General features: G+C 38.5%; 10 protein-coding genes. 3 read left to right on the top strand and 7 right to left on the bottom strand.

The window, feature by feature from the left end:
• Nucleotides 1-44 precede the first annotated feature (44 nt).
• The 7 genes from QZ576_RS19720 to QZ576_RS19690 form a co-directional block, all read right to left on the bottom strand.
• The gene (locus QZ576_RS19720) at nucleotides 45-2795 is read right to left on the bottom strand and encodes a substrate-binding domain-containing protein (protein WP_297100420.1); all 2751 of its coding nucleotides are present in this window, start codon (nucleotides 2793-2795) and stop codon (nucleotides 45-47) included.
• A gap of 845 nt (nucleotides 2796-3640) precedes the next feature.
• The gene (locus QZ576_RS19715; RefSeq protein WP_297100417.1) at nucleotides 3641-6304 is read right to left on the bottom strand and encodes a trehalase family glycosidase; all 2664 of its coding nucleotides are present in this window, start codon (nucleotides 6302-6304) and stop codon (nucleotides 3641-3643) included.
• Between the two features lie 37 nt (nucleotides 6305-6341).
• Complete coding sequence (locus QZ576_RS19710) at nucleotides 6342-8132, bottom strand: glycoside hydrolase family 66 protein (protein WP_297100414.1); 1791 nt, start codon at nucleotides 8130-8132, stop codon at nucleotides 6342-6344.
• 50 nt (nucleotides 8133-8182) lie between these two features.
• Nucleotides 8183-9700, bottom strand: coding sequence for a SusF/SusE family outer membrane protein (locus tag QZ576_RS19705; RefSeq protein WP_297100411.1), 1518 nt, complete (start codon nucleotides 9698-9700; stop codon nucleotides 8183-8185).
• Between the two features lie 44 nt (nucleotides 9701-9744).
• On the bottom strand, nucleotides 9745-11223 hold the full coding sequence (locus QZ576_RS19700) for a RagB/SusD family nutrient uptake outer membrane protein (protein WP_297100408.1): 1479 nt from the start codon (nucleotides 11221-11223) through the stop codon (nucleotides 9745-9747).
• A 19-nt stretch (nucleotides 11224-11242) separates the two neighbouring features.
• Nucleotides 11243-14302 carry a TonB-dependent receptor gene (locus QZ576_RS19695; protein ID WP_297100405.1) on the bottom strand — a complete coding sequence of 1020 codons (3060 nt, stop codon included), beginning with the start codon at nucleotides 14300-14302 and terminating at the stop codon, nucleotides 11243-11245.
• A gap of 279 nt (nucleotides 14303-14581) precedes the next feature.
• On the bottom strand, nucleotides 14582-16231 hold the full coding sequence (locus QZ576_RS19690; protein WP_297100401.1) for a DUF6377 domain-containing protein: 1650 nt from the start codon (nucleotides 16229-16231) through the stop codon (nucleotides 14582-14584).
• Between the two features lie 323 nt (nucleotides 16232-16554).
• On the opposite strand from QZ576_RS19690, the gene QZ576_RS19685 reads away from it, so the two are divergent.
• The 3 genes from QZ576_RS19685 to QZ576_RS19675 all read left to right on the top strand — a co-directional run.
• Nucleotides 16555-17892, top strand: coding sequence for a sugar porter family MFS transporter (locus tag QZ576_RS19685; RefSeq protein ID WP_297100399.1), 1338 nt, complete (start codon nucleotides 16555-16557; stop codon nucleotides 17890-17892).
• A gap of 32 nt (nucleotides 17893-17924) precedes the next feature.
• Nucleotides 17925-18827: a carbohydrate kinase gene (locus tag QZ576_RS19680; protein WP_297100396.1), complete on the top strand. Its 903-nt coding sequence runs from the start codon at nucleotides 17925-17927 to the stop codon at nucleotides 18825-18827.
• Between the two features lie 43 nt (nucleotides 18828-18870).
• Nucleotides 18871-19895, top strand: a 1025-nt coding sequence (locus tag QZ576_RS19675) for a TonB-dependent receptor plug domain-containing protein (protein ID WP_297100393.1), incomplete at its 3' end; no start/stop codon positions are given.

The raw sequence follows: 19895 nt of genomic DNA, 5'->3' as shown, positions 1-19895 counted from the left end.
ATAGTTTGAAGTTTGGTAGGCAAAGGCCCGGTGCATGCATCGGGCTATTTTTTTGCATAGTCGGATGGAGAAATCCCAAATTGTTTCTTAAAACACTGTGCGAAGTAGGAAGGAGATGAAAATCCAACTTCATGAGCAATTTCTGCCATACTTTTTCCGCTCGTCTTAATCAGTTCAAGGGATTCTTTCAGCTTCACTAATCGGACATATTCGCTTCCCGACATTCCGGTTAGTTTTTTTACTTTTCTGTACATTTGTACTCTTGATAGACCTGCCAAATCACTCAGCTCTTCTACCGTAAACTCTTCTTTTTGAATATTATCCTTCACTATCTTGGAAATTTTATCTAGAAAGTTTTTATCCAATCTTGAAATATTATTTTGTTCATCTTCAATAATATACTGGCTTTTGTAACGTTCGTGAATTTTTTTACGCAGGTCAAGCAATTTTCTAATCCTGATTTGTAGATGCTCTTTGCTAAAAGGTTTGGGAATATAAGAATCCGCTCCTTCTTCAAGGCCCTCCAACCTTTGTTCAAGTGAAGACTTTGCCGTTAACAGGATGATTGGAATATGGCAGGTTTTCAGATCATTTTTAAGTTGATGGGTTAATTCCAAACCGTCCATCTCTGGCATCATTATATCGCTCACAATTACATCTGGTTCTTCTTCTTCAATCATTTTTAAGGCAATTTTTCCATTTTGGGCTTCAAAAACGTCGTATGTATCCTGTAGACATTCTTTCACATATGACCGTACGTCATTGTCATCTTCAACAAGCAGAACAACTGGTTTTGGTATGGAGTCCGGTGTTTTGATTGTTGCCCCTTTATCATTGTCCACATTCTGGTTGGTATTACTATAACCCAGCAGATCTTGCACCAACGGTTTTTGACATTCATCCTTTATTTTTTCTTCCTGGGTTAAATGTGCATCTCCCAATGGAAGTTTTACTATAAATGTTGTTTTTTTACTTTCAATGCTCTCAACAGTTATTCTACCGCGGTGCATCTCAACAAATTCCTTTGATAAAGCCAGTCCCAGTCCTGTCCCTTTCAAATTGTCTGTTTTGTCAACCTGATAAAAACGGTCAAAAATATGATTGATATGTTTTTGTGAGATTCCTTTTCCGTTATCCGTGACTTCAATTATCAGTTGTTCTTCCCACAAAGATTTTACAGTGAGTAGTTCTTTTCGAAGTTTAATTATAATAGTGCCACCTGTTGGTGTAAATTTAAATGCATTGGAAACAAGATTAAATACAACTTTGTCTAGTTTGTCCCAATCAAACCAGGCTTTAAGTTGCGATAAATTGGTGTCGAAAATCAAATTAATCTGTCTATTCTCGGCAAGCGACAAAAATGATTCATGAATATCGCTAAGAAATTTAACCACATCATAATGACCTGCCTGAAGTTTCATTTTTGAATTTTCTATTTTTCGGAAGTCCATGAGCTGGTTGATCAACTGGAGTAACCTCAATGAGTTCTTATGCATCAGGCTAACTCGTTTATAAATATTATCCGGTAAATCAGATGTCTTTAAAAGATCCTCAAGAGGGCCGACAATCAGAGTGAGAGGTGTTCTGAATTCGTGAGAAATATTTGTAAAAAACTTCAGTTTTTCTTGCGTAATCTTTTCTACTTTATCTGATAGCTTTTTTAATTCTTTCTTTTGCTTTTTGAGATGAATGTTAGCATCCTTTAATTTATAAAATGATCGAACGAGCAAGAACATTAAAAGGATAACAAGCACGAAAGTGCCTGTAACTAGATATAACATGAACTGTTGAAACTTAAACTTTTCACCCAGGTTCAGTAGCATATCCTTAGATTTGGAAATATCGGTTTGAAGTGAGTTGATTTTATCAAATTGTTTCCTGATTATGTCAACATTTGAGCGGTCTACAAGTGTCGTACTTAGTAGATTTTCTTTTTCGAACACCTCATTGTGCAGAATTTTTGACGCAATCTCAATCGCTTCTTTTCCTCCAGTTGGGTATATTAGAGTGGCAGAGAGAATTCCTTTTTCAACCATTTCTATTCCTCCTCCTGCATTAGGTAATCCGTCGATTCCAATTATTAAAATATGATCTTCGTTTATCGATTGATTAATAACATTCCTGGCCATTACCGCATAATCATCATTGAATGCAAAGATTGCATCAACATCGATGTCTCTTTTGATGATCTCAGATAAACTGTCAGTCACAACTTCAAGTGTCTCAGTTGTATTAATCCTCATAATATTTTGAAGTTGAGGAAAATTCTCCAGAGTTTCATTAAAACCGCGGGTTCGCTCAATAGCTGGTGAAGAAGTTAAACCTCCCATAATTTCTACAATATTACCCTTGTTGTTAAGCCTATTGGCGATGTAACTTGCAGCAACTTTCCCAATCATGTAATTATCACCACCTACGTATGCCGTATAATTATCTGAATTGATTCTTCTATCAACCAATACTACCGGTATACCTTTTTTAAATACCGCATCGATAACCGGTTGTACGGGATCAATTTGATAGGGAGATACAATTAACAAGTCGATACCCATTTCAACCAATTCGTGAATCTGTTGCACCTGTAGGTTGGCATCGTCATAGGACTGTTTTATGATCAAGGATAAATCATCATGAAACATTATTTCACGCTCCATTTCAGCTTCCATATTTAGTCGCCAATCTCCATGTTGGGCACACTGAGAAAAACCTATTAGGTATTTATCTTTGGCGAATCCATATTCTGAAATGAAAAGAAGGAGTAGAATCGTTGATATTTGTTTTAAAAAAAAACTCATTCCTAATATTTGAAAAGCCTGACTAAAATAGAATAAATTTGCTTAACGTTATTACCAAACTAAATAAATCGAGTGCTAGTCCCATTCTTATTCTGGGGACTCATTAACATTATTATCAATAAATAAATTAACGGTCTGAAAATTAGATTCATATTTATAAGAAAAGGTGATAAGCTGTGAGTAATTTTATCATTGGCGGAGGGCATATTAAGAAACAGATAATTATTTCAGTAAATATTGTGGATAAGTTTGGAACACCGGCCAAAAGTAGCATCCTAGACCGATCCAAAGTTTATAGTACAACAATGTACTTCTAAAAAACACAAAAGATGGATACAGTTTATTTTGACGGCTGTCCACATACTAAGAGGCCTCTCGGATGCTGACGGTATAACCTGTTCTCTTGGTGCAGTTTTAAATGTGCAAAATAATCTTCGATATTAGAATATTAATTCAATACATTGCCTTCGAAGGAACCTTATTTAAGTTCTTTTGATTATTGTTGAAGCTATTAACGGTATGGAATGGTACACTGTTTTGTTCCTTTTGCTTTATGTGAAATAAAAAAATACAACAAAACGAAACAGAGAATATATTGATTAATTGTTTGTCGCTATTCCATTTAGAAACCATTGTTTTAAGTTTTGTTAGACAAATGGCACCATGGATATGACGGGCTGTTTGTATACATGCAAACTATACAACAAAACCTGATACTATTCTCCAATATCAGGCTTTTGTAATATCCCTAATGATTCTTGTATTCACACCATTTCTTCATGATTTAGAGTTGATATGGAATTTAAACAAAACGATAAACACGAATCTGCTTTAGAAAAATGGTATTACTCTGTATCGAGTTTTATCAACCTAATTTTATCCAGCATAGCCGTGTTGATTTTACCATCCATGTTGTTATTCCATTCTTCAAAAATCAGTTTAATATTGTTACTACCTTTTAGTAGCTTGACTCTTGTTGAGTTTGACCATCCCCAGTCCGACCACTCATCCTGTCCCCGCTGTGGAAATACCTGAACACCCTGATAATCATTGTTTACATACAAACTACGTATGGCACAATTATTATCTGTGTTCCAAGGGCCCGTCCCGTTGGAATAACGGAGATCGATTAGATAACTACCAGGAGTTTCAACAGTTACAGGAACTTCAATTTCAGTATTTGTTGTATAACTGGTTTCGATAAATCCAGTACCAGAAAAGTTGGTGTAATTGGCACTTGAAGGACTAATATAATTTTCTAACTCAAATACTAATTCATTCTCCGAAGAACAATTTGCTGAAGGTTCACTTCCAAACGATTCACTTCCCTCATCGTCAACAGCAGTTACCGAGTATTCGCTGAAACCTTTTTTTTCAGGAATAAAATATTCTGTACTGGTTGATTTCAAAAAAGCTCCGTCTCTATATATTTTATAAGATTTAGCCTCTTTTACCGGATTCCAGGTAATTTTTGAATTTTCAAATTTGATTTGTGGATTAGGCAAGGAAAATTTGTTAGCGACCAAATTTATACCAAAAGAAGAAAAACTTTTATTCTTCATTTTAATATGCACATTGTGTTTTCCTTCTAGTTCTGAAGGGAAAAATGCGTTATCAATTGCGTGCCCATCAAGCATGAAAAACTCAATTTCATTTCCAAAGCCATCGACTTCAATATCAAGAACTGCTTTCCTATACTTAAAATTCGATAAGGTTCTTGTTCCTTTATACGATTCAGGAATCACGGGATTAAAACGTATACCATCAACATCAAAATGCATCCCGATAAATAAACGATGTACCATGGCAAGGTTACCAGCCATACTCCAAAGCATACGATGAGAGTTTATTTCTGTACCAACATAATCGCCATTTTCAGCTACAAAATTTTCATAGTTTGACAGAAATAAGGCTGCCGCACGATATATTGATGCCAGGCCATGTTCAAGCGCCACTTCGTTACCAACCTTTGCTGCCGCTATATTCCAAAATGACTGCACAAAAGGCCAGATACCGTTATTGTGATAGGGCGGAATTCCGGGGATTTGAGGATAAATACAGGTCGTTCCAAATTCGGTAACCGGTGAATTTGATAAGATACTTTCAGCCTGATTTTTATCGGCAACATCGAATAGTACCGCGAGCGCTTCTCCCAGTGCCTCAAAACGTGGTGATTGTATCAGTGAATTTCGTCCATAAAGATACTGTGCATAATAACCTTTGTCTTCCATCCAAAGGTATTTGTTTATGCCTGTTTTTATCTCGTTTGCTCTCTGCAAATATTCTTCGGAAGGTTTGTTTAAAAGCCTGGCCATTTCAGCCAGAATAATGTGAGCCTGGTAATGAACTACGTTGGTTCCCAGATTCTCAGAAACGTAAATATCCATGTTCGACATCCACTTGGGGTAGGTTTGCTCCCGCCAGTCGAGAAACGACGATTCTCCCTTGTACATTCCGGTGGTCCCTGATCGCAAAGTTTTCATATCATCATCCAGGGTATTTTTAATAACATCGAAAGCGTATTCCAGCCATTCCTCTTCTCCGGTAACTTTGTAGATTTCCCAGGCAGCTAATGCCCAAGTGGTGCGGTCAGACGAAACAGGCCAGGCACCACCGGAGCCTGTATCCTGAACTATTCGTCCACGCTTCACTTTTTTCATTAAACTGATTTTGGCTACTTCTGGCTCGTGATAAGCAAAAGCTAACAAAGTGCTGTAACTCACATCGCGGGTCCAAACTCCTCCCCATTTTGCTCCTGTACGAAGTGTGCTATCCGGCTCGATATTCAATAAAGCTTCTTCAAGGGCCAGATTGTACAGTGCATCAACAATAATCTGCTCCGAATGATAAGCTGGTTTTGCAGCAACATTTCGAGATAAATTCCATTGTTTTGCCTGATGTTCGTCGCTACTAGTAGGATTTAGCAAAACTGTCAGCTCATAAATTCCATCATGGTTTTCATCCTTCAGTTCCAGATTGTTTTCTTCCAGATTGGAAAAGTCCCAGGTTAGTGGCTCAGAACCACCAGCAATATAAACTCCTTTAAAATCAGATTTTGCAATTCTGCTTCCGTCAAAAGCTTCATAATAGCCTTGTTTGTCGAAAGCGTCTAAAACTTCTGACATATCCAGCCTGAAGGTGTACAAATAATTAACCGGAAGTTTGGATCCGTTATTTTCAGCGACTTTACCGTCTGACTCACCAAACTTTATTAATGGAGAACTGTTTTCGTCACCAATCATAATCCAGTGGTCTTCCCCGGAAATCATTTCATTATCCTTTTCATTAATACTGAATTTGAAGGTAATTAGCCGCGAATAATTGTCGGATGCGGTACTTACATAGTTTGAAACCAGGTTTGTCCGGGAATTCGCTTTCGATTCGTAATTTCCCTGAACAACCTTATCCGTAAAAACCGAGAATTCATTTCCTTTATAGAGCATATCTGATTTTTTTTGGCAGCCCGCAAAAAGAAACAGAATGAATAGTATTGCAATAAGTCGTGTCATATTTTTCTGATTTTAAAGCCTATTTATTGGTCACAAACTATTCAAGCTCCAGAACAATTGTGCTCCAATATTTTAGTTGAGGTACTGTAAGTAATACTTCACCATTCTGCTGGGTAAAATTCAACGATACCGATGTTCCTCCGTTTGCATCGGGTGAAGCAAACCAAATACTGCTTACCTTCTCTGAAATATTTATTGAAATAGGAATATTCTCCATTAATGCAGGTCTGGATTGAGTTCCATTGTTATCGCGCCATTCATTCGTGTTGGCATCCTTAAAATTTATAAGATGAACAACCTGCCTGTTTCCCACTTTTTTGCCTACAGATACAATGTTTCCGGTTTGGGCAGGCCATTGGGAGATAGGATATTTGTTTTCTGCCGACTGAATCTCTACGGCATTAAATTCACCTCCGTCGCGTAAAATATTCTGATAAGCAACCAAAAAGTCGTAATAATGTACCATTGCGGTTTTTAATTCCGACTTCATTTTAAGGTTGTTATTTGGGAAATACTCCTTGCCCAGCATGTGTTCGCCCAATTCCAGGTGTGCACCTCCAAAGGCAAAAATTACTGCGTTTGTTAGTAAAACTCCCGGGGTATTGAAATAACCCTGATTTTCCGCTAAATCGTAATTCATGTAGGCGGCTAGTATTGTATTCTTGGTATTATCGCTGTATGAATTATTATTCTGGATAATCATTGCCAAATCGTTGTAGGTATCGTTTGGTCCCCAAACCTCCGTATAAAGAAAATCCGTCGATGCGGAAGCAATATTCTCTTGTCCGTATTGATTCACGGCATTCATGGCGATAAACTTATCCGGCTCGCTCGTCCTAACCGACTCAATAAATGGTTTAAATGTTTTATACAGACTTAACGAATTGCCGTGGTAGGTATAATGTTGTCCCCAATCACCCAACTGATCCATGTGAAAGCCATCAAAATCGAGGTATTGATATACCTTTTTGTTTTCGTTATTGATGTAAGCCTGCCATTCTGTATTTGATGGGTCGAGAAGAAAAATGTTACTTAAAAACGGGGGCTGAGGAAGTGTCATTACCTCTTTGTTTATCCGACCGGCATCTTTAAAAATATACCATTCTGCCTTTACACCATCCTGCTCTGCGTGATCCCATGCTCCATACACCAAATTGTAAAACATGGCTTTCATATTGTAGTTGTGGGCGTTTTCAATGTATTTTTCAACTGTTGAAAAGTAAATATCACGGTTGGCAATATCTTTCCACACCGCTTTTGGAGAGTCACCATCCACAGCCATCGGTTGATGATGTTTATGGTGCCAGTCGTAAAATTGAATACCATTAATATGGTGCCTGTTCAGATTTTTCAACACCGAGCTTATTGTCTCGTCATCAATATTTGAATAGTCTGATAAAAATCCATATCTCGGGAACTTTGTCCAATTGGAAGAAACATCAACTGCAATTGCAGCAAGAATATTTTCGGCATTGTTTGCAGTTGTATAAACTTCAACCATGTAAGCCTTAAAATCCTCTGATGGTACATTCCAAACCCATGAACTGTTTGTTAAAGCATGCTCCAGTACAACTTCCCCAAGATATTTGTATCGTACTTTTGTGTTTTCAGGAACCGATGTAATATCAAGATTGAATTGAACTTCATCGCCCGGATTATAAATTGACTTATCTGTTTCAACAAAGTAATTATTGAAACCCGGTAATGACGGATTTGTAGGAAACTCCGGCTCCGCTACTGGCGGAACTATTTCTTCGTTGCTGCCACATCCCATTTGTAGGAACAGAAGCATTAATAATACTACTATTTGCACTTTGTTTTCTCTCATTTTTGATTAAAATCAGCAGGGAGCAATACACCCCCTGCGCATATTAAAATTTATTGTTTCTCAATTGTAAGAACATCTGCTTCCAGATCGATGGAAATCCGATAAGTTCCAGCGTCACCATCCTGTAATTTCCATTTATTGTCCGGTCCATCGCACCCGTGAGTTGTAATGAAATCGGTATTTGAAATTGACTGGTTTGGATTGGCTGCATTAATCCAATCGCCATTGCACCAATCTCCTTTGAACTTTGAAATTTTAAATTCGCCGGTTGGGTTATCTGCACCAAGTTCACCCTCAAAAACATAAATGCCGTTTACTATTGTCATCGGTTCCGGAGTTCCAATATTCCATCCGTTAGGGCCACCATCTCCAATGATGTAAAGCATTACTCGTTCTATTTTTATCGAATTATTATACAGGTTAACTGTAATCAGGTATCGTCCCTGGGTTTCTTCGGTAACACGCCATTTGTTGTCCGGGCCATCGCATCTGTTGGTTACAATATAATCGGTAGCTGTAACATCCTGATCGGGTTGACTTGGATTAATCCATTGCCCATCACACCAATCGCCTGCAAAAGTTGATATTTTAAATTCTCCGGGAGTTAGCATCGCTTCATAAGTAAATACAAACGGATCGGCTGCGCTTTGAGTAAAAGCCTCCGGATTTCCGATGTTCCATCCCGATGGAGAAGCATCACCAACAATATACAGTTCACCAAATTCAGGACCCGCAAGTTTTTTCATTTCAATGCTTAGGTCCAATAAATTAACCGTGAGTTTATAGTTTCCTCCTTCAATGATTTCCCATTGCAGATCGTCGCCACTACCTCCTTCGTTGTACACCATTTTTGAATCGTCATTTGCATCTTTTGTGTAAAAATCCTGGCACCAGCATCCATCGGTATTCACTGCAAATTTGAATGTTCCGGTTTTCATTTGCCCTTCATAAGTGAAAACCCAGGGCTGAGAAGAATTAGGTATCAAAGGAGTAGCGTTGCCAATATCCCAACCATTTGGAGTGGCGCTGCCAACCATGTACAATTCTTCGGAAACCGGTTTATAAGGCGTTAAAGAAAAAATTAATGTTTCTGACACACCGTCTTCAACCCCCTCTTTAACCACATTTGCCGTAACTTTTGCCTCGAACGAAGCTGTTGAGCCGGGTTCCACCCCCCAATAATTCAACAGTAAATCGTTTAATTCTTCGGCATTAAATTTCTTTTCATAAACACCTTTTCCAAGGTCGTAAATCTGTGCTGTTGCAAACTCATTTCCTTCCATATCCATTTCAAGTGAATATGAAATTGAGCTGGAAGTTCCGTGGTTTGTTCCGCGTGTCCAGCTAAAAGAAAAAACAGATTCAGAAGCTTGTTTTTGAGACAGTGTCAGTTCAGAATTTGATACTGATATTGCTATGGGGGCTCCCAATGCAACAACAACATCTTCTTCTTTTTGGCAAGAATTTAAAAGCGTTATAGCTATTACTACGAGTACAGAAATCCACATCCCGTTTTGCATGTAATTTCGCTTACTGCAGTTATTATTTTTATATCTAAAGTTTTTCATTGTTTACTATTTACGTTTGATTTATTAAGAAACTGCCCGTTAACTTAGTATCCCGGATTTTGGGTAAGATTAGGATTCGACTCAATCTCTTTTAGCGGGATTGGAAACAGAAAATGCTTTTCGGTAGCGTTTACTTTGCCAATTGAGTGTAGGAAATCCAGTCCCCATTGCCCGTTATCAACTCTAATTAAGTCGAACCAGCGCTGACCTTCAAAAGCCAATTCCAAACGGCGTTCATTCAGGATGATCTCTTTCATTTCTGATTGCGATTTTCCGCCTACTGCTTCTAATCCTGCTCTCTCGCGCACCTCATTTAACGGAGCTTCTGCTTCAGAAGTCCTGTTCAACTCGTTCAGTGCTTCAGATTTCATTAACAAGACATCAGCATAACGTAGTACCGGAAAGTTCATTGGGCTATTATCGTAAGTGGCTGAAATTGCCTTGGTAACCAGAAATTTCCGAAGATTAAAACCAGTTATGGAGTAAGTAGGATTGTATTTCTGACCATCAAAATTTGGACAGTCTTCGTAGAATACTGTTGCGTCCTTTCTTAAATCGTTTTCCTCGTAAGCATTGATAAATTCCTGCGTTGGCTGGTTCCAGCCCCAACCACCGGCTACCATTCCTGAGTTTCGTGGCCCCTGAAAAGTACTCAACCATGATGCTTGGTTTTCGTTTGACCAGAAGTCTTCGCCCGCATCTCCGGTATATTGCACTTCAAATAATGATTCTATGGAATTCTTATTGTAAACATCGAAATTATCCGCATAGTTTTCATTTAAACGATAGCCTAATGCAGTAACCTCGTTGCTTAACGAAACCACATTCTCCCATTCGCCTAACGTGAGGTAAACCTTAGCCAACAGCCCTGTGGCAGCACCTTTGGTTGCCCTTCCTAAATCGTTGGAAGAATAACTTGATTTTGTTGGCAATAAATCTTTTGCGGTGGTTAAATCATCGATAATCAGATCGTAAACCAGGCTTTTGTCGGTTCGTGCCGGACGTAAATCATCGCCAGGTACTTGTGGTTCTGTTATTAGCGGAACATCGCCAAAAAAACGCACCAGAATAAAGTAGTAATGTGCCCTTAGGAAATGTGCTTCACCTAAAATTCGATTCTTTAAGGACTCATCAATATCCATTGACGGAATTTTCTCCAGAACGATATTGCTGCGTAAAATACCCGGCCACGGACCACGGAATAAATCTAAAACGCCCGGGTTATCGGTTGTTGTAACAAAGTTGGCCATGTCTTGTGTTTCGCGGCCATCATCACCACCTCCGGCACCAACAATACTGTTTCCAGCCATAATATCCGTTGTCCACATGCGCATGTTATACAGTTTGGGCCATTGTAATGGTTGGTATGCCCCGTTTACAGCATTTATGGCATCCTCTTCAGTTTGATAATAATTATCAGTATTTATCGAATCGAGTGGCGCTTTATCAAGAAATTCATCGCTACACGAAATAGCAATTACAGCCAAAACCGCTATTGCCAGTATATTTTTTATTGTATTCATTTTATTCTGATTTAATTGGTTAGAAGCTAATATTTACACCCAGACTGTAGGTTTTTGTCACCGGATAAGTATTTAAATCAATTCCGTTAACACCAACCTCAGGATCGAATCCCGAGTAATCGGTAAATGTGAAAAGATTCGTTCCTGAGACATAGATGCGAGCAGAACTCATTTTTGCCTTTTGAATGATGCTGGCCGGTAAGGTGTAACCAAATGTTATGTTTTTCACCCTCAGGTACGAACCATCTTCTACAAAGCGGTCAGATGGGCGAATGTTTTTATTGGGGTCGTTAAATACGGCTCGTGGTACTGTAGTGCTTGTACCTTCTGCTGTCCAACGGTCAAGTGCTCCTATAGTTTGATTCTGGGCTACGGCCATACCTTCACTCCAGATTTTATTGGCGTTGTAAATATCATTTCCGTAAACCCCCTGAAGAAAGACTGTAAGGTCGAACCCTTTATAGGTGAAAGTATTGTTTAAAGCAAAAATGAAATCAGGATTCGGGTTACCAATGTACGTACGGTCGTTATCATCGATTATGCCGTCGCTGTTTAAGTCCAAATACCGGATATCTCCAGCCGATGTTCTTGAATACGGGTCATCTCCGGGTACCTGCAAGGCATGTTCGTCAACTTCCTGTTGATTTTGAAAAATCCCATCAGTTACAAAACCATAGAATACATCCATGGGCTGTCCAACTTCCAAGCGGGCAATACTTTGGTTAAAACCTACGCTGCCTCGTGCCATCGGAATGGTGTCGTTCAGGCTTTTAACCTCGTTTCTGTTTACCGAAATATTAAAATCAGTATCCCATGTAAAATCACCCTTTAAATTATGCGAGGTAATACTAAGCTCGATTCCTTTATTCTCAATTTCTCCGGCATTAATCGATGGAACATAAATATCGGAATAACCCGTAGTAATGGGTATTGAAGCAGGAACAAGCATGTCCTCCGTATTTTTGATATAGGCATCGAATGTGATATTCAGGCGTTGGTCTAAAATAGTAGCATCGAAACCAATGTTTGCCTGCTTTTGCGATTCCCATTGAACATTGGGATTGGGCATCACAATAGGCACAACTGCATTTACAAGATTATCGTTTAGGTTATACTTAATGGTATTTAGCGCCGAAGCAAACGAGTAGTTTCCAATTTCCTGATTACCGGTAACACCATATCCTGCCCTGAGTTTTAAATCGTCAACAAATTCAATGTTTTCAAAGAAATCCTCCTCCGAGATCCTCCAGGCTGCAGAACCCGATGGGAATAATCCCCATTTGTTGTTTTGCCCGAACCTTGATGAACCATCGTAACGAACTGTTCCGGTAAGCAAGTATTTGTCGGCAAACGAATAATTTACACGCCCCATATAAGACATTAAAGACCACTCATTTGTATTTCCTCCTATATTTTTTTGAGTTAAACCATTGTCAAGTTGCTGGGTTAAGTCGCTGGCAAATTCCTGAATGGAACCGGTCATATATTTGAACTTATTTTCCTGGGCACTTGTACCAGCCAGCAGTGTTAGCTTATGCTTCTCGTCTATTGTTGTTTTATAGGTAAGCGTGTTGTCCCAGTTCCAGGTTATGGAGCGATTCCAGCCTTCGCCAAGATAAGATTGTTCCTGTGGAGTAGGCTGCCAGTCATATTTTGGTGACCACGAACGTGATTCCCAAAAGTTAGCCTTTATACCTGCCAGCGATTTAAAAACAAGCCCTTTCAATATTTCTACTTCGCCATAAACTGATCCCATAAGGTTGTATCCCAGGGTTGTATTCTCAATTATTTCTGAACGTCCAATCGGATTTACAACATCGCCATACCACATTGGGATTCCAACCGGTCCGGCATACGTACCATCCTGGTTATAAATTTCCTGAGTTGGAAGTGCTCTCATAGCATCTATTATGCTATAGTCGCCGCTGTATTTTTTGTCGTGATTTAGAGTAATGTTATTACCAAATTTCACTTTATCAAGAATCTGATTGTCTGAATTGAATTTTAAAGTGTAACGTTCAAATCCTGTATTGTTTACAATTCCTTCCTGGTCGAAATAGTTGCCGGAAACGTAATAATTTGATTTTTCGTTACCGCCAGAATACGAGATAGAATAATTTTGAATGGGAGCCGTAGAAAACATGGCCCCAAGCCAATCTGTTCCCTCGCCCAGCGATGCCGGATTTGAATATGCCGGATTTTGATTCTGACCGGCATTAGCCATCATTTCATTATGCAACGAAGCAAATTCGGAAGCATTTAGCATGTCAACCATATTGGTTGCCTCTTGCATACCATAGTAGGCATTGAAAGAAATAACCCCTTTTCCTGATTTACCGCTTTTTGTGGTTATAATAACTACACCGTTAGCACCTCGCGAACCATAAATTGCCGTTGCCGATGCGTCTTTTAAAACCTGTATCGATTCCACATCATCCATGTTTAATTGATTTAAACCGGATTGAGTTGGTACACCGTCGATTACGAGTAAAGGATCGTTGTTATTAATGGTGCCAATACCACGAATACGAAAGGTTGGGTCGTTACCGGGAGTACCACTCGAGATAATCTGCACACCGGCAGCTTTCCCCTGCATGGCTTCACCAACGCTCGCCAGTGGGAGCGATTTTAAATCATCGGTGCTTACTGAAACGACAGAACCGGTAAGATCTTTCTTCTTTTGTGAACCGTAGCCTATCGCAACCACTTCCTCCAGGCCAATCGTTTTCTCAAGCATGGTTACATTAAGTTCACTTTTGTTTTGTATACTTTCTTCAACATCCTGCATACCAACAAAAGAAAATACCAGAATACCATCTGCGGGAATATTCGACAAGGAGTAATTTCCATCGAAGTCGGTTGTTGTTCCTTTGGTTGTACCTTTTAAAACAACTGTTACGCCTGGTAAAGGCTCTCCCCTGGAATCAGTAACCGTACCTTTTACTGTTTTTTCGTTTTGCTGTACTGAAGTTTTTGTTGAACCGGATTGTAAGTTCCCGTTTGCATAAACTTCAGAACTGGAATGTACCGTAATTAGAATAATACCAATAGCCAGTACGCTGTTTACAAATTTCGTCATAGTTTACTTTGAATTAGTTTTACAGTGTTAATTTTCATTTCCCGGTTTTGATAATTAAGCTTAACTGGGAATCTGAAAATTTTTGATTTCTAATTCAAAAGTATTTTAAGGCAGTGCTAAAAGGAAAAAGTAAAAGGTTTATATAGATTTATTTTGAGGGTCCTTCTCATACATGTCTATTTGTCAATTAGTTACAATGCATTGATCCTGAAAAAATATAGATGAAATATGATTCAAAAAAAAGGAAATCAGCCCCGAAAACATCCTCTTCAGAACTTTCTATTTAGGTAATAAACTCGTATTTTCGATATTCGCCCCACGAGTAACCAACATGATATCCTGCTCAAACTGGGTAGGATTTTGAGACTTGTTTTTCATTTTCGATTTGTAAGCATAAATGGTATTTACCGAGCAGTCGAGAATTCGGGAAAGCTTTTCAGCATCTTGAATGCCCAACCTGAATAAAGCAATAATGCGCAACTCGGTATTTAAAAGTTGTCCTTCTTTCATGCGAATTTGCTCTTCAGGTTTTAATAAGGCATTTATTTTATTCGGAAACTCTGGAAAAATTTCGAGAAATGCTTTATCAAAGTTGTGGTACAATTTTGCTTTTTCTTTATGTATATTTAGGTTGTCAACTTCAAGTGAAAGTTCATCAAACTGTCTTTTCTTCAACCGTCTGCCAACCAATAATTTTAACTTTTCAAGCTTATCAATAATCTGAGAACTAATTTCGAAATAATAACCAATGTATTCCTCTTTTATCCTGTTGGCAAGCAGTAACTCCTCGTTACTTACTGCCAGCTTTTTATTGGTTTTTTCTACGATTATTTTCGATTTTCTAAGTTTTACAGTCTGTCTTGCAATAACAACAAAAGAAATTCCCACAACGATAATCAGTAAAGTTACAACCAAGGCGTAATTCCATAGTTGTTTCTTTTGTTTTTCAATGGTTCCAATATGCTCTGCTTTAATAAAAGGCAGAAAATTGGAAACCTGCCAAAGCCTGAAATTACTTCCGTAAAAGCGACTATCTTCTAAGGCTATATTTACATATTTGCTGGCACGGATTATATCTCCCTGTTCATAGAGATTATTGGCAAGAAAAAGCAATGCAACAGCTTCCTTTTTGGCTCCCCTTAGATCAGCCATTGCTGCTTTTGCCATATATATAAGCTCCTTTTCTTTGTCTCCAACAATTCCATAGGTAAAAGCAAGAGATATTAACGGTAATGCTAATTCGTCATTTGTAAGACTATAAGTACTTATTATATTTTCGAGCTCAACAATGGCTGTATCGTTATTTCCCAGTTTTAGATTTTTCTGAGCTATTAATGAATGGTATTGCCACGAAGATTGCGGCAAATACACTAAAGCCGAATCATAACCGGCCATCCCTTTTTCCCGGTAATCCTGTGCAAATTCGGGGCTTTGCGAAAAGCTTTCCATATCAAAATATCCCCGGCTCAGTACCTGATAATAATTTGCTTTTACTTTATCCGAAAGGGGGAATAAGTTAATAGAATTCAATGTCTTTAACGATTCATTGAAAATTCCGGCAGAGATAAGAATATTGGCAAATTCAATCTTTGCACTTGCAATCAATTCAGAGTTATTAATTTGTTGAGCAGTTTCATTTAGCTCTTTTGCATAATAGTATGCTGAATCAAATTTAAACGTTTGATACTCATTATAAAGCCTTAAGCAATAGGCATAATAGTTGGTCAAATAATGCTCATTTTCCGGACTTGGTGTAGATTCTTTTAACTCGATAAGACGGTCGAGCTTTTTTGTTACAAAGTATTCTCTTTGAGCGATAACTTCATCCAGGGTTGTCAATATATCTTTCGAAGTCTCCTGGCTATATCCATTACAAACGTATATGATTGAAGTGAAAAGAAAAATAAATTTAAGTATGAAAACTCCCATATAATTTGGATGTAAAAAAATACTACTTCAAAAATACGTTTAAAATTTCAAAATGAATTTCGTTCATTTTGCATAAATATAGAGCTTATTTCAAAATTAGAGGATAATAATTGTTGGCTCTTTATAATTGGAACAATGGAATAAGATGCCTCTTACACAATTGTTACATTTACTTGTAAAAATGTTTCAGGGTTGTTGCTTCGAGTCTTAGTTGCTAAAGAGTTGAAACATCATTGCTTGTATTTGTAACATTCATTAATGCCTTCAAATTGGCGTCCCGCTACTTTTGGTTCAAAGTTTTAAACCAATAATTCTGAATCGAAATGAAACAACAGAACGTTTTAACCGTCGCCTTGATCATTGCTTTAGGCGGATTTCTCTTTGGCTACGATATTGCCATGATGTCGGGGACGACAACACAACTTGAAGAGCTATATAATTTAAATAGTTTTTGGTTAGGTTTTACCATAGCAATAGCTATTGTAGGTACTATAATTGGTACTATAATAATAGGGAAACCAGCTGAAAAGTTTGGCCGACGCAAATCTTTAATCATTTTATCAGGTATCTTTTTTATTTCAGCTTTAGGAAGTGCTTTTTCAATAGGCTGGGGTATGTTACTGTTTTTTAGATTGGTAACAGGCATAATGCTAGGTTGTATTTCAGTGGTTACACCCATGTTCATTGCCGAAATATCACCGGCAAAAAAACGTGGGCAATTAGTGTTACTCAATCAGTTTTTTGTTGTATTCGCTATTTTCCTGGCATTTGCAGTTAATTATTTTTTGGTCAGCACCATTGATCTCGATTCCTGGCGTTGGATGATTGGAATTGAGGCAATTCCTGCCCTTTCATTCTTTTTATTGTTGAATCTGGTTCCTGAAAGTCCGAGATGGTTAATTAACCATGGACGATATGAAGAGGCTTTGTCCACTTTTGAACGTATCAAAGCTGAGGATCCGGAAGAGGAAGTCAGGATTGTCAAAGAATCAGTTGAGCAGGAAGAAGCTATCGGTTACGGTAAACTGTTTGTAAAAGAAAACCGTTTACCGGTGATGATTGCAATAATGATTGCAGCTTTCAACCAATTAGCCGGTATTAATGCCATAATGATTTATGCTCCGCGTGTTTTCGAAATGGCAGGGTTCGAAACCGATATCTCTTTACTCCAATCCATCTCGGTAGGTGCAACAAATCTGCTTTTCACCTTTGTAGCTCTTTTTCTTATCGACAAATATGGACGGCGCACATTGTTAATGGTTGGTTCAGTTGGTATGGTATTTTTTCTTGGGATGCTTTCAAAGTCGTTCTTCACGGGCGATTACTCCGACCTGGGAGGTTACGGGGTGATGATTTACCTGATGGGGTTTATCGCGTTTTTTGCATTTTCCCAGGGAGCTGTTCTCTGGGTTGTTATTTCTGAAATTTTTCCTAACAAAGTTCGTTCGCAGGGACAGGCACTCGGAAGTTTTACACATTGGATTTTTGCTGCTGCACTTATATGGGGATTTCCGGTTTTAAACAATGCAGTTGGCGGCGGAGTCTCCTTTGGTTTTTTCGCGATCATGATGGTATTCCATTTCTTTTTTGCATGGAAAGTTCTTCCTGAAACCAAGGGGAAATCGCTGGAGGAAATTCAGCTTGAGATGAAAAGAAAATAACACCCATCATATAACATCAAAAGAAACTAATCATGGAAATTAAAAACAAGGAAATATTGTGCATTGGGGAAGTGCTTTGGGACAGGTTGCCTTCGGGAGCAAAACCGGGAGGAGCGCCAATGAACGTGGCGCTTCACCTAAATGCTATCGGCATGGATGCTACCATTGCAAGTAGCATAGGGAATGACGATGAAGGCAATAATCTAAAAGCCTTTTTGAATAGGTCGGGGCTCGATACCAGTTATATCCAAACGGAAGATTTTTTGCCAACAAGTGAAGTTATTGTTCAACTGGATGAAAACAATAATGCAACCTATGAAATATGTGAGCCGGTAGCTTGGGATAACATTCGTTTGACAAAAGAATTAATGGATAAAGCAAAAAAGTCCGGTCTGCTGATTTATGGTACGCTTGCTTCTCGAAATCCCATCTCACGGGAATCTATCATGTTTTTATTAGACTATAGTGGAGTAAAGCTCGTTGACATCAATTTTCGAAAACCTTACGACTCGCAAAAGGTAGTCGAAGAGCTTTTGATGAAAGCTGATATTGTGAAGATGAATGAAGATGAATTAGTCGTTTTTGCAAACTGGTACAATAAACATAAATATGACGAGAAAAGCCTGATTAAATGGTTTGCTTCACAATACAACATAAAAATGGTTTGTATTACAAAAGGTGAAGACGGAGCCATTTTGTACTGCGAAGGTGAATTTTATGAGCATCCGGGCTTCAAGGTAAATGCAGTTGATACAGTTGGGGCGGGCGATGCATTTCTGGCTGGATTAATTTCTTCGCTCATAAATGGTAAATCCCCTGATGAAGCCTTGGCATTTGCATGCGCAACCGGTGCCTTTGTGGCAACAAAAACGGGAGCGACCCCAAATTACGACATGAAAGAAATCAATTCGATACTATCTGAAATTAAAGTGTAAGTGAGAAATAAATAATACTAAAACTAAGTAATCTTATCTAATTATGATGAAACTAATCAAATTGAAAAAAGCAGGCAAAGGGATATTTATTGTCCTGTTGAGTTTGCTTTCAACAGTGTCGTTTGCACAGCAAGCCACTGTTTCTGGTAATGTTACAGACTCCAACGGGGAAAGTTTGCCCGGCGTAACTATTATTGAAAAAGGAACAACGAATGGAACAATTACTGGTATTGACGGAGATTATACCATCTCTGTTTCAACAGATGCAACACTCGTATTCAGTTTTGTGGGTATGCTTAAACAGGAAATTGCTGTAGGCAACCAAACAACAATTAATGTACAGTTGAATGAAGAAGCTATTGGCTTAGACCAGATTGTTGTAACGGGTTATCAAACACAGAAAAAAACTGATTTAACAGGTGCTATCAGCGTAGTTGAAATGGATGAAGTAAAGGAAACACCAACAGGAAATGCTATTAAAGCATTGCAGGGCCGTGTTGCCGGGCTTTATGTAACTACTGACGGAAATCCGGGGTCATTCGCTACTGTTCGAATCAGGGGTGGTAGTACCATGGGTGGAGGAAGCAACGATCCGCTCTATATTATTGATGGTGTGCCGACAACCGGAGGTATTGAACAACTAAACCCGAACGACATCGAATCGATGCAGGTATTAAAAGATGCTTCTGCTGCCAGTATCTATGGTTCGCGGGCAAACAACGGTGTAATTCTTATTACAACTAAAAAAGGAAAAGAAGGAGTTTCCAAGGTTGAGTTCAGTTCTTATGCCACTATTCAGCAATATACTTCAAAACTCGATGTGCTGAATACCTATGACCGGGGATATGTAAACTGGCAGGCTGCAATCAACGACGGATTGACACCAACTTCAAGTATTTATAAATATGACTGGCATTTGGATGGCGACAATGCAGTCCTCGACAGGATTTTATTGCCTGAATATATCGATCCGGCACAAACCATGCGTCCTGCAGATACACGTTGGTACGACGAGATTTCTCAAACTTCACTCATTCAATCGTACAACCTCACAATCTCTAACGGAAA

Source organism: uncultured Draconibacterium sp. (assembly GCF_913060805.1).
In the GTDB taxonomy this organism is placed as follows: Bacteria; Bacteroidota; Bacteroidia; order Bacteroidales; family Prolixibacteraceae; genus Draconibacterium.
Note: the sequence above shows the minus strand (reverse complement) of the source record. Positions and strands in the feature narration are given on the sequence as shown.

Coding starts and splice junctions, on each gene's coding strand:
- QZ576_RS19720 (WP_297100420.1), bottom strand. CDS start 2,795: ATGAGTTTTTTTTTAAAACAAATATCAACGATTCTACTCCTTCTTTTC.
- QZ576_RS19715 (WP_297100417.1), bottom strand. CDS start 6,304: ATGACACGACTTATTGCAATACTATTCATTCTGTTTCTTTTTGCGGGC.
- QZ576_RS19710 (WP_297100414.1), bottom strand. CDS start 8,132: ATGAGAGAAAACAAAGTGCAAATAGTAGTATTATTAATGCTTCTGTTC.
- QZ576_RS19705 (WP_297100411.1), bottom strand. CDS start 9,700: ATGAAAAACTTTAGATATAAAAATAATAACTGCAGTAAGCGAAATTAC.
- QZ576_RS19700 (WP_297100408.1), bottom strand. CDS start 11,223: ATGAATACAATAAAAAATATACTGGCAATAGCGGTTTTGGCTGTAATT.
- QZ576_RS19695 (WP_297100405.1), bottom strand. CDS start 14,302: ATGACGAAATTTGTAAACAGCGTACTGGCTATTGGTATTATTCTAATT.
- QZ576_RS19690 (WP_297100401.1), bottom strand. CDS start 16,231: ATGGGAGTTTTCATACTTAAATTTATTTTTCTTTTCACTTCAATCATA.
- QZ576_RS19685 (WP_297100399.1), top strand. CDS start 16,555: ATGAAACAACAGAACGTTTTAACCGTCGCCTTGATCATTGCTTTAGGC.
- QZ576_RS19680 (WP_297100396.1), top strand. CDS start 17,925: ATGGAAATTAAAAACAAGGAAATATTGTGCATTGGGGAAGTGCTTTGG.